Origin of the sequence: Peribacillus sp. NPDC058002 (assembly GCF_042886655.1) — a bacterium.
Lineage (GTDB): Bacteria > Bacillota > Bacilli > Bacillales > DSM-1321 > Peribacillus > Peribacillus aracenensis.
In genome coordinates this window covers 1-10,498 of the sequence record NZ_JBHVQU010000130.1, presented here as the reverse complement: position 1 = coordinate 10,498, position 10,498 = coordinate 1, and the positions used below count along the sequence as shown (strand labels likewise).

The 10,498-nt window shown below is 44.8% G+C and carries 11 protein-coding genes; 8 read left to right on the top strand and 3 right to left on the bottom strand.

Annotation, left to right across the window (positions count from 1 at the left end):
- Positions 1-55: 55 nt before the first annotated feature.
- The 5 genes from ACFVSH_RS18490 to ACFVSH_RS18470 all read left to right on the top strand — a co-directional run bounded on the left by ACFVSH_RS18490 (position 56) and on the right by ACFVSH_RS18470 (position 3,880).
- Positions 56-595, top strand: coding sequence for a Spo0B domain-containing protein (locus ACFVSH_RS18490; RefSeq protein ID WP_260285314.1), 540 nt, complete (start codon positions 56-58; stop codon positions 593-595).
- A gap of 48 nt (positions 596-643) precedes the next feature.
- Positions 644-1,933 (top strand): GTPase ObgE, encoded by a 1,290-nt coding sequence (gene obgE / locus ACFVSH_RS18485; protein ID WP_260285313.1) that lies wholly within the window; start codon positions 644-646, stop codon positions 1,931-1,933.
- Between the two features lie 40 nt (positions 1,934-1,973).
- Complete coding sequence (locus tag ACFVSH_RS18480) at positions 1,974-2,423, top strand: ACT domain-containing protein (protein ID WP_076364968.1); 450 nt, start codon at positions 1,974-1,976, stop codon at positions 2,421-2,423.
- A gap of 130 nt (positions 2,424-2,553) precedes the next feature.
- A complete protein-coding gene (gene pheA / locus ACFVSH_RS18475; protein ID WP_387604476.1) occupies positions 2,554-3,429 on the top strand; it encodes a prephenate dehydratase in 876 nt (291 codons plus the stop codon).
- Positions 3,430-3,715: 286 nt separating this feature from the next.
- On the top strand, positions 3,716-3,880 hold the full coding sequence (locus ACFVSH_RS18470) for a hypothetical protein (RefSeq protein WP_387604472.1): 165 nt from the start codon (positions 3,716-3,718) through the stop codon (positions 3,878-3,880).
- 53 nt (positions 3,881-3,933) lie between these two features.
- On the opposite strand, the gene ACFVSH_RS18465 is transcribed toward ACFVSH_RS18470, so the two are convergent.
- Together ACFVSH_RS18465 and ACFVSH_RS18460 are read right to left on the bottom strand one after the other, a co-directional pair.
- Complete coding sequence (locus ACFVSH_RS18465; RefSeq protein ID WP_098370081.1) at positions 3,934-4,464, bottom strand: transcription repressor NadR; 531 nt, start codon at positions 4,462-4,464, stop codon at positions 3,934-3,936.
- Positions 4,465-4,513: 49 nt separating this feature from the next.
- Positions 4,514-5,641 (bottom strand): IscS subfamily cysteine desulfurase, encoded by a 1,128-nt coding sequence (locus ACFVSH_RS18460; RefSeq protein WP_387707238.1) that lies wholly within the window; start codon positions 5,639-5,641, stop codon positions 4,514-4,516.
- A gap of 102 nt (positions 5,642-5,743) precedes the next feature.
- Here ACFVSH_RS18460 and nadB point away from each other — a divergent pair, with 102 nt between their 5' ends.
- Genes nadB through nadA form a run of 3 tightly spaced genes read left to right on the top strand, consistent with a single transcriptional unit; the run spans position 5,744 to position 9,262 of the window.
- Positions 5,744-7,327 carry an L-aspartate oxidase gene (nadB, locus tag ACFVSH_RS18455; RefSeq protein ID WP_387707236.1) on the top strand — a complete coding sequence of 528 codons (1,584 nt, stop codon included), beginning with the start codon at positions 5,744-5,746 and terminating at the stop codon, positions 7,325-7,327.
- Complete coding sequence (gene nadC, locus ACFVSH_RS18450; protein WP_387604466.1) at positions 7,308-8,159, top strand: carboxylating nicotinate-nucleotide diphosphorylase; 852 nt, start codon at positions 7,308-7,310, stop codon at positions 8,157-8,159. The genes nadB and nadC overlap by 20 nt, the downstream gene beginning before the upstream one ends.
- Entirely contained in the window at positions 8,156-9,262 is a 1,107-nt protein-coding gene (nadA, locus tag ACFVSH_RS18445; RefSeq protein ID WP_387707234.1) for a quinolinate synthase NadA, read from the top strand. The genes nadC and nadA overlap by 4 nt, the downstream gene beginning before the upstream one ends.
- An 89-nt stretch (positions 9,263-9,351) precedes the next feature.
- Here the strand turns inward: nadA and ypfJ are convergent, their stop codons facing one another.
- Positions 9,352-10,197 (bottom strand): KPN_02809 family neutral zinc metallopeptidase, encoded by an 846-nt coding sequence (gene ypfJ / locus ACFVSH_RS18440; RefSeq protein WP_387707232.1) that lies wholly within the window; start codon positions 10,195-10,197, stop codon positions 9,352-9,354.
- Between the last annotated feature and the right edge of the window lie 301 nt (positions 10,198-10,498).

The following is a 10,498-nucleotide window of genomic DNA, read 5'->3' as shown; positions in this document are numbered from 1 at the left end:
ATTCAACATGATAGAGCCGAAAAAAGTTTCTTTATCATAATTGAAGGTGTTAATAATGGATAAAAATTGGACGACTATTGAAACTCTGCGTCAAACCAGGCATGACTGGCTGAATAAAATTCAAATCATCAAAGGGAATCTGGAGTTGAACAGAATCGACCGTGTCAAGGGCATCATCGATGAAATCATTGTTGAAACCCAGAATGAAGCACGCCTTTCCAGTTTGAATTTACCTAAGTTCACCGAGATGTTGTTGACGTCGAATTGGAATAATGGATCCTTTTATTGCGAATATGAAATCATTGATGTTTTTGAAGGCTCAACTGAGATGGACGGGCTGATGTATCGCTGGACAAACGATTTCTTTGATATTCTGGATAAGAATCTGGATCCGTTTTTTGAAAATATACTGGCTGTTTCCATGTGTAAAAAAGAAGTGAGCGATATGCACTGTTCATTTCATATGCAAGGCAGGTTCATTGATCAATCCCCAGTGATCGAGTTTTTGGAACGTTCATTGACGGCCGAGCAATCAATTGAAATTCTTGAATGTAATGAGGATGAAATATTTTTTAAGATGGATATTAACTTTTAGAGAAGTATACAGCAAGAAATGACTTGCAGAAAACAAGGAAGTGATAGCATGTTTGTCGATCAAACGAAAGTCTATGTAAAAGGCGGAGACGGTGGTAACGGGATAGTTGCTTATCGTCGTGAGAAATTCATACCTAAAGGCGGACCTGCTGGCGGAGATGGCGGTAATGGGGCAAATGTCGTTTTTGAAGTGGAAGAGGGCTTGCGTACATTAATGGATTTCCGTTATCAACGTCACTTTAAGGCACCTCGCGGAGAACATGGCATGTCCAAAAACATGCATGGTGCGGCTGCAAAGGATATGGTCATCAAGGTTCCACCAGGCACGGTTGTCATTGATGATAAAACGAAGGAAGTCATTGCTGATTTAGTTGAGCACGGGCAACGCGCCATCATTGCCAAGGGTGGCCGCGGAGGCCGGGGAAATTCCCGCTTTGCCACACCTGCCAATCCTGCACCTGAAATCGCTGAGAATGGCGAACCGGGCCAGGAACGCGATATCGTCATGGAATTGAAACTGTTGGCTGATGTCGGTTTGGTTGGTTTCCCGAGTGTAGGGAAATCCACTTTGCTTTCCGTCGTATCCGCAGCAAGGCCTAAAATTGCCGAATACCATTTCACGACGATCGTACCGAACCTCGGAATGGTGGAAACGGAAGATCACCGTAGCTTTGTCATGGCCGATTTACCTGGTCTGATCGAAGGTGCTTCAGAAGGAGTGGGTCTTGGACATCAATTCCTGCGCCATATTGAAAGAACGAGGGTAATCATTCATGTAATCGATATGTCGGGTCTTGAAGGCCGTGATCCATATGAAGACTACCAAACAATCAATAAAGAGTTGGAAGAGTATAACCTGCGCTTGACTGAACGTCCGCAAATCATTGTTGCAAGTAAAATGGATATGCCGGACTCAGCAGATAATCTAGCGGCTTTCAAGGAAAAACTGGAAGAGGACTATCCTGTCTTCCCGATTTCTGCCGTGACCCGTGAAGGGATCCGTGAGCTTCTTTATGCAATTGCGGATAAAATCGAAGAAACGCCTGAGTTCCCTCTTGATCATGAAGAAGAGAATACTGGAATCCATCGGGTTCTTTATAAACATACATCACAGTCTGATGAATTTAACATTGAACGCGAATCCGATGGCAGCTTTGCCGTATCAGGATTCAAGGTCGAGCGTCTATTCAAAATGACTGACTTTACCCGTGAAGAGTCCGTACGTCGTTTCGCCAGACAGCTTCGTTCATTCGGAGTCGACGAAGGCCTTCGCCAAAAAGGTGCGACAAATGGCGATATCGTGCGTATCCTTGAATATGAATTTGAATTTGTGGATTGATTGTAAACCATGATGGCAGGCAAAAGGAGGCGTGCGGAGTTTGAATAAGGCCGATCAGAAATTTTTCCTCGTTCGAGAGGATGTCCTTCCCGAAGCGATGAAAAAAACGCTGGATGCAAAAGAAATGATTGAACGGGGAAAAGCAGAATCAGTTTGGGAAGCGGTACAGCGGGTGGACCTAAGCAGGAGTGCATTTTACAAATACCGTGACACGGTTTTTCCGTTTCATACAGTTGTTAAGGAAAAGCTGATTACACTGTTCTTCTATCTCGAAGATCGTTCTGGTACTCTATCGGAGCTTTTACGGCTCGTCGCCTCATCCGGTTGCAACATCATGACCATCCACCAAACGATTCCTTTGCAGGGACGTGCAAATGTCACCCTATCCCTTAATACGGGCGGGATGACGATGGATATTGATGATCTGCTCACTAAACTGCGTAAAATGGAGTTCGTCGAAAAAGTCGAAATCATTGGTAACGGCGCATGAAAACAGCCTGTACATTTCAGATGTACAGGCTGTTTTCTTTTGTAAGGGGAAATTAACGATTAAGTATTGTAAAAAATCAGAAAATGGCATAACATAAACAGTAGATTTTCCGTGAGAAGGAGTTTATAATATGACATCAAAAATCGCATTTCTTGGACCAAAAGCAACATTCACGGATTTAGCTGTATCGCGACTATTTCCTAATGATATAAAAATACCGATGAACACGATTCCGGACTGCCTTGATGCTGTTCGGGACGGGGAAGTGAATCACGCGCTCGTGCCGATCGAGAATGCTTTGGAGGGTTCGGTAAATATAACGATGGATTACTTAGTCCATGAAGTCACATTACCGATGAAAGGCGAAGTCACGATTCCAATCCAACAGCATTATATGGTACATCCGGATCATGCATATCCTGGTTTCAAACCTGACATGGTTTATTCGCATTCCCATGCCATTGCTCAATGCCGCAAATTTCTACATAATGAGCTAAGGGGTGTTCCATATGAGTATGTCACATCCACTGCAGCCGCTGCGAAGATGGTGATGGAGAATCCCGATATCAATATTGCTGCGATTGCAAATGATATGGCTGCGGAGGAGTACGGTTTGACGATTGTTAAACAAAATATTCACGATTACGAACATAATCACACCAAGTTTATCGTCGTATCCAACAGTGAAGTCGACTTTGAAGGGCATTTGACCGTTGAAGGGGACAAGAAAACGACCTTGATGATTCAGCTGCCTGCTGACCACTCAGGGCAGCTGCACCAAGTCCTTTCCGCTTTTTCCTGGAGGAAACTTAATCTTTCCAAGATTGAATCGAGACCAATGAAAACAGGATTGGGCAATTACTTCTTCATCATCGACATCGAAATGTCCCTTGATGATGTCCTCATCCCAGGAGCGATCTCTGAGCTCGAGGCATTAGGATGTACGGTTTCGATCATGGGAAGCTATTCATGCTTTAAAGTCCAAACAGGTGTACCGCAACGATGAATGAATGGTATAACCTTATACAATGAATAAAAAGGGTGCCCTGGGAGTATTTCCGGGGCATTTTTTGTGTTCGTTAAGATTTGTATTCAAGCGTATGGCGGAGGTACCGCTTTGGCGAGGCATACGAAAATACGGATAACCGGAGCAGGCCTACCATGCTGCGGAAAATTTGTTGCAAGCGATAGGCGGAATTGCCGATTGTGTTCTAGAAAAAGTCCAAGAAAAGGATCAAAAGGAAGAAGAGCAAGATAAGGAGCAGGAACTGCAAAAATATTAATATCCTGATTTGGAAGAGAAGCCATCTGATGCGGAATTAATCCAAGCGACGGGAGGCTGGGTTCAGGCAGCCGGTTCCGTCATCAGTCTTATCGGGCAGTTGAGAAGTAACCAGGAAGAAAACTCCGGGGAAGGCTGCTCAAATGAAAGCAATTCCGATGATGGGGGAGCATAATGACCAATGAAAAAATCCTCAAAAGATATGGCTTTTGAGGATTTTGGGTTCATTCAATCGACTAAAATGCCGGCATCCCTTAAAGCACACTCCGCTTCGTCGAGCAGTTCTTCAGATGCTGCGCTCAGTGTATGGAGATGGATGCCGCTCGTCAGTTCCGATAAAAAAGATGCGTTCGTTGCCGTCACCCTTGAAAGGAATTGCTGGACTTCCTTCCGGCTGCTGACCATGATGGAAGCGGTTAGGTCGCCGTAAACGGGATGCTCGATTTTGACATCTTTCACCGTGATGCCGATATCCACAAGTAAATATAGCTCTTCTTGGGTCCGGGAAGGATCGTGTTGGCAAGCAATGATCCTTTCCGGCTTTTGCGTGCTCCCCGTTTGTAAGTACAGATAGCCTTGGCTTGTGGCGATGATAGGTTCATTCCGCGCTTTGAGTAGGGTTATGTCACCAACGATAACCTGCCGGCTTACATTCGTTATCTGCGAAAGCTCGCTGCCCGTTACAGGCTCGGCGCTTGTTTGCAATAAATGTAAGAGTTTCGTCCGTCTTTCTTCCCCGAGTAATTTCTTTCTTTCCATAAACATTCACCTCTTTAATTACAAACATTTTAACACAGATTGGAGGGTTTTATCGAATGGCAGCTATTCCTTCGATGCAGTCCGCCAACTTGTGAATGTCATCGGCCGTCGTGTTTTTGCCAAAGGAAAGGCGGACGAATTGATGGGCTTCATCTTCGCTTTTCCCAATGGCCATCATCGTTTTTGAAGGATCCTGTTTACCGATTTGACAGGCGCTTCCCGTCGAAACGGCGAATCCTTTCTGGTTTAATTCCAACATGATGTACTGTCCTTGCAATCCAGCGAAGGTCAGCGCCAGAATGTGAGGCAATTGCTCGTTTTTTGCTTCGATGATTTGAAAATCGATTTTCCTTTCCGTTAGCAGTCGGATCAATTGTATCCTAAGTGTGGAAATCCGTTTTCGTTCACCTTCCATGATATCCCCCAATTTCTTGGCAGCGGTTACGAAGGAAGCAATTCCGGGGACATCCACTGTTCCTGGCCTGAAACCATATTCATGAGTGATATTCGGTACCGAAGGCTTCAACTGATGGATGGCCGGGAAAATGACGGCCCCAATCCCTTTTGGACCATAAACTTTATGACTGGAAACGGATAGTCCATCACATGAGGCAGCTATCTGCCCAAGCGGTAATTTAGCAAATGATTGGACACAATCCACATGAAAAAAAGCCTCGTGTTTTCGAACGATTTCACTTATTTGCTCAATGGGTTGAATGACCCCGATTTCCGAATTCACATGCTGGACAATGACCAAGCATGTTTTCTCCGACATACATTCCTGCAGATGTTCAATATCAACCCGGCCATCTTCCCAATGCCGTAAATAAGTAACCTCGAATCCTTCTTGTTCAAGTTTTTCCACGAAATTTGCAAGAGATGCATGTTCAGTTCGGCTTACAATCAAATGGTTCTGCCAGGAGGGTTTCGAAGCGATGAATGTATCGATCGCAAGCATATTGCTTTCCGATCCGCCGCTCGTAAAGATGATTCCTTCCTTTTTTATGTTCAGCATTTCTGCGAGTTGCTGCCGTGACATATCCAATAAACGTCCCGCTTCAGAGCCAATATCATGCAAACTGCTCGCATTCCCGAAAAACTTCCGGGCTGCTTGGCTAAATACGTCGAGAGCCTCCTCATCAATCGGAGTTGTAGCGGCGTAATCCAAATAAATCAAGAAATCACTTCCATCCTTTAATCTAAAAAACTCTTGATAATAGTTTAATAATATGTAAATATAGTTGTCAAGACACCTGTAATAAACAGGAGGAATGAAAGAATGGTAAAAGCGGAAATCATCGTGATAGGCAGTGGGATTGCTGCCTTGAAAACGGCATTGGAAGCAAGTGAACATAAGCATGTGATACTCATCACAAAATCAAATATCCGTCATGGTAATTCTTATTTAGCCCAGGGCGGAATTGCCGCTGCATTATCTGATCGTGACCGAGTATCCTTTCATAAAAAAGATACGCTGGCAGCTGGTCAGCGATATAACAAGGTGAAGGCAGTGGAAAAACTCGTCGAAGAGGCACCTTCGGTTATAGCTGAGATTATTGATTCGGGTATGCGATTTGACCATGATGATGACGGAAGTCTATTGCTTGGCATGGAGGGCGCCCACAGTGAACGAAGAATCCTCCACAGTCACGGGGATGCTACAGGAAAGTACATGATGGAACATCTTATAGGGTGCTTGAAAAAATCATCGATTACTGTGATGGAGAATGTTGCTGCAGTGGAGTTGATCATCGGGCAAGATGATACTTGCATAGGCGTCAAAACACTTGATAAGGCAGGGGAACTTGTTGCCTATCATGCGGAACAGACGGTTTTGGCTACAGGCGGCTGTGGTTCCCTATACCATTTCACTTCAAATTCACAAACGGTTTCAGGTGATGGAATCGCACTTGCATTCAAGGCCGGTGCAAAAGTTCGTGATATGGAATTCATACAATTCCATCCGACCTTGCTTTTTGTGAATGGCAAAGCGAAAGGGCTCGTTTCAGAAGCGGTTCGCGGGGATGGCGCGAGATTAGTGACGGAAATGGGAGCGCCGATCATGGAGGATGTCCATAGCTTGAAAGATCTAGCACCAAGGCATATTGTTGCACAGACGATTTTTTCTTATTTGCAGCGCGGTGAAAAGGTATTTTTGGATATTTCGATGATTAAGGATTTTAAAAATCGTTTTCCGACAGTGAGCTCATTATGTGAAAAAAGCGGGCTGGACCTTCATTTGGGGAAAATCCCGGTTGCACCAGGAAACCATTTTCTAATGGGAGGGATTGAAGTGGATGAATCGGGGCAAACCTCAGTACCCTCTTTGTATGCAGTTGGTGAAGTGGCATGCACTGGTGTACATGGTGCAAACCGATTGGCAAGCAACTCCCTTCTCGAAGGATTGGTTTTTGGAAATGCGCTTGGCCGTTTCCTTGCTAAAGTCCCGTCAAGGTCGATACCGGAAGTAAAAGAGCAGTCCAAGAATTCCAGTCAAATTCCCTTTCTACCCGATCTTACGACATTGCGGGAAAAATTAATGAACGAAGCGGGAATCGTTCGAAATGAAGCGGGTTTAACTCGACTGAAGGTTTATCTAGAGACATTTCCTATCGAAAAATTGCTGCATATGGAAGTAACGGCATTATCGATACAAGAAATAACGAAAATCAATGCCATCATCGTGGCTTGGCTGATTGCCGAATCCGCATTGACCAGAACGGAAAGCAGGGGCGGTCATTTCCGCAGTGACTATCCTGAGGAAGATGACGCCCAATGGCTTGAGAATTCGGTTATCCTTGCTTGTACGGATGTAAAAAACCGAGTGAAAGGGAGACGACTATATGAATATATTGAAGCTTAAGCAGATGCTGCAACAATTTTTAATGGAAGATATAGGGGAATGCGATGTAACGAGTGATACGATTTTTGATCAAGGTGAACAAGGAACTTTGACATTCATCGCAAAAGAAGGCGGGGTCTTTAGTGGAGGGGACGTCATCAAGACGGGATTTGCATTGTTGGATGAGCAAATCGAGGTTTTCCTTTTTGTTCAAGATGGCGAATTTTTCGAAAAAGGACAGCAGCTTGCGAAAATGACCGGCGATATGGCCTCCCTTTTAAAAGGGGAACGGGTAATTTTGAATTTAGTGCAGCGTATGTCCGGCATTGCGACACAGGCTCATAAAGCTGCCATGATTTTGGCGGGGACGAAGACGAGAGCTTGTGATACGAGGAAAACTACACCAGGCCTGCGGATGCTTGAAAAATATGCGGTCCGTTCCGGCGGGGCATTCAATCACCGATATGGTCTTTATGATGCAGTCATGATAAAGGACAACCATATTTCTTTCGCTGGGTCCATAACGAAAGCGGTCCAAACGGTAAAATCCAAACTGGGACATACCACTAAAGTGGAAGTGGAAACGGAATCACCACAACAGGTACTTGAAGCAGTGGAAGCCGGTGCAGATATCATCATGTTCGATAACCGGAGCCCTGAAGAAATCAAGCAACTGATTAAATTGGTACCCGCCCACATCATAACTGAAGCTTCAGGAGGGATCCATTTAGACAATCTAGCCTCATATCGGGAAACAGGGGTAGATTATATTTCGTTGGGCAGCTTGACGCACAGTGTCAGGGCACTTGATATTAGCGCAAAGGTCAAAGAGCGAGAGGAGATATTGAAATGAATATATTGGAGATGGCTAAAACAGCAGGAAATGCATTGCCTGAAAAATATAAAACGATGACAAAAGGAGAGATGGAGAATCGGGTCCTTGACATTAAGAAACGACTGGGGAACCGTCTTTATATTCCAGGTCATCATTATCAACGGGAGGAAGTCATTCAATTTTCAGATTCAACGGGGGATTCACTTCAATTGGCCCAGCTTTCCGCGCAAAATCGTGAAGCGGATTATATCGTGTTCTGTGGCGTGCATTTCATGGCTGAAACAGCCGATATTTTGACAGAAGAAGTGCAGACGGTTATCCTACCTGACATGCGTGCAGGCTGCTCCATGGCAGATATGGCGGATATTGAACAAACGGAACGGGCATGGACAAAGCTTCAGGATTTATTTGGCGATACGATCCTTCCGCTAACTTATGTGAATTCCACTGCAGCCATCAAAGCTTTTGTAGGGAAAAATGGCGGGGCGACAGTGACGTCCTCCAATGCACAAGGGATGGTCTCGTGGGCCCTCTCGCAAAAAGAAAGAATCCTATTTCTTCCCGATCAGCATCTTGGGAGGAACACTGCCTTTGACCTGGGGATCCCATTGAATGAAATGGCTGTCTGGGATCCGCATAAAGATGAATTGATCTATGAAGGGGAACTGGAAGATCTGAAGGTACTTCTTTGGAAAGGACATTGTTCAGTCCATGAAAATTTCACTACGGCGAATATTGAAACGCTTAGAGCGGAGCAGCCTGAAATGAATATCATCGTTCATCCCGAATGTCGCCGTGAGGTAGTGGCCCTGTCAGATTATGCGGGTTCGACATCGTACATCATCAATATGATCGAAAAAGCCGAACCAGGCAGTTCTTGGGCAATCGGCACGGAAATGAACCTTGTCAAGCGTCTTATCGCCAATAATCCTGACAAGAACATCATCTCGTTAAATCCGAATATGTGTCCATGTCTTACAATGAACCGGATTGATTTGCCTCACCTGCTATGGGCGCTTGAATCCATTGAAGAAGGTATCATCATCAATCCGATAAAAGTGGAGAAAAGCATTGCGGATAATGCCATCCTAGCATTAAACAGAATGCTGGAGCGCGTTTGAGTCAGTGCTTTCTAAGAAGATTTTGGAGCATAAGAAAAAGGGGGTCTAATCCCCCTTTTTTTCTTATGCAATCGAACAGGTAAGAACTTTTAAAGGTTTTTCGCTTTAAAAGTATTGCCTTCATTCATATCACCGGATTTAAATCCTTTAGTGAACCACCGTTTCCTCTGTTCGGAAGTGCCGTGCGTGAAGCTGTCTGGCACCGTGTAACCTTGTGCCCTTTCTTGGATACGGTCATCCCCTACACCACTTGCTGCATTCAAGGCCTCCTCAAGATCGCCTGCTTCAAGCAAATTCTCTCCTTGGACATGATGTGCCCAAACTCCAGCCAAATAATCGGCCTGTAATTCAAGACGTACAGAAAACCTATTATATTCGGTCTCGCTGACCTTTGAACGATCGGGCATTTCCTTTTCCGTTGTCCCTAAAAGTGTCTGAACGTGATGTCCGACTTCGTGGGCAATGACATAGGCCATGGCGAAATCCCCGGGTGCCTGGAATTCTTGCTTTAACTCTTGATAAAAGCTTAGATCAATATATAGCTTCATGTCACCCGGACAATAAAATGGTCCTACCGAAGAAGCTGCCATCCCGCATGCCGATTCGACACTGCCCGAATACAGGACAAGGTTCGGTTCCTTATATTCCAGCCCATTTTTACGGAATTCTTCTGTCCAGACCTGCTCCGTTTCTGCAAGGACGACAGATACGAACTGTGCAAGTTCCTTCTCCTCATCAGTTTCGACATAAGAGCCGCCATTGTTCGATTCAGTGGTATTCAAGCTGCCTAGCAATTCGCTTGGATTACCGCCAAGGAGCGTCACGATCAAGACAATTACCAATCCGACACCTCCGCCGATTCCGGCCATGCCTTTTCCACTCATGCCTCTTTTGTCTTCGACGTTCGTGCTGCCCTGTCTACCTTTCCATTTCATTATTATTACCCCCAGGGATGTAAGATAAGTACCTGAAGACAAAGCCTTAGGTCATTTCCTTTCTTATACCCGGATTTCCCTGAGTTTAGACAGAAGCCTGAAAGATGCGTTTCAGGAATGGAATTCAAAGGGGCGATCTTCCTTTTTTGAGACGTCCCATCATTTATTTCCTCTCCAAAAAAGTACCTTCTATGTCCCTAAATCATTGATCCAATCATAAAAGTCATTTTTCACGCATAAGTTTTCATGATAAAAATAATAGCAATTCACCCACTGCTTCATAGAATATATGGACATATGC

Coding starts and splice junctions, on each gene's coding strand:
- nadC (WP_387604466.1), top strand. CDS start 7,308: ATGAATATATTGAAGCTTAAGCAGATGCTGCAACAATTTTTAATGGAA.
- ACFVSH_RS18465 (WP_098370081.1), bottom strand. CDS start 4,464: ATGGAAAGAAAGAAATTACTCGGGGAAGAAAGACGGACGAAACTCTTA.
- nadA (WP_387707234.1), top strand. CDS start 8,156: ATGAATATATTGGAGATGGCTAAAACAGCAGGAAATGCATTGCCTGAA.
- nadB (WP_387707236.1), top strand. CDS start 5,744: ATGGTAAAAGCGGAAATCATCGTGATAGGCAGTGGGATTGCTGCCTTG.
- obgE (WP_260285313.1), top strand. CDS start 644: ATGTTTGTCGATCAAACGAAAGTCTATGTAAAAGGCGGAGACGGTGGT.
- ypfJ (WP_387707232.1), bottom strand. CDS start 10,197: ATGAAATGGAAAGGTAGACAGGGCAGCACGAACGTCGAAGACAAAAGA.
- ACFVSH_RS18490 (WP_260285314.1), top strand. CDS start 56: ATGGATAAAAATTGGACGACTATTGAAACTCTGCGTCAAACCAGGCAT.
- pheA (WP_387604476.1), top strand. CDS start 2,554: ATGACATCAAAAATCGCATTTCTTGGACCAAAAGCAACATTCACGGAT.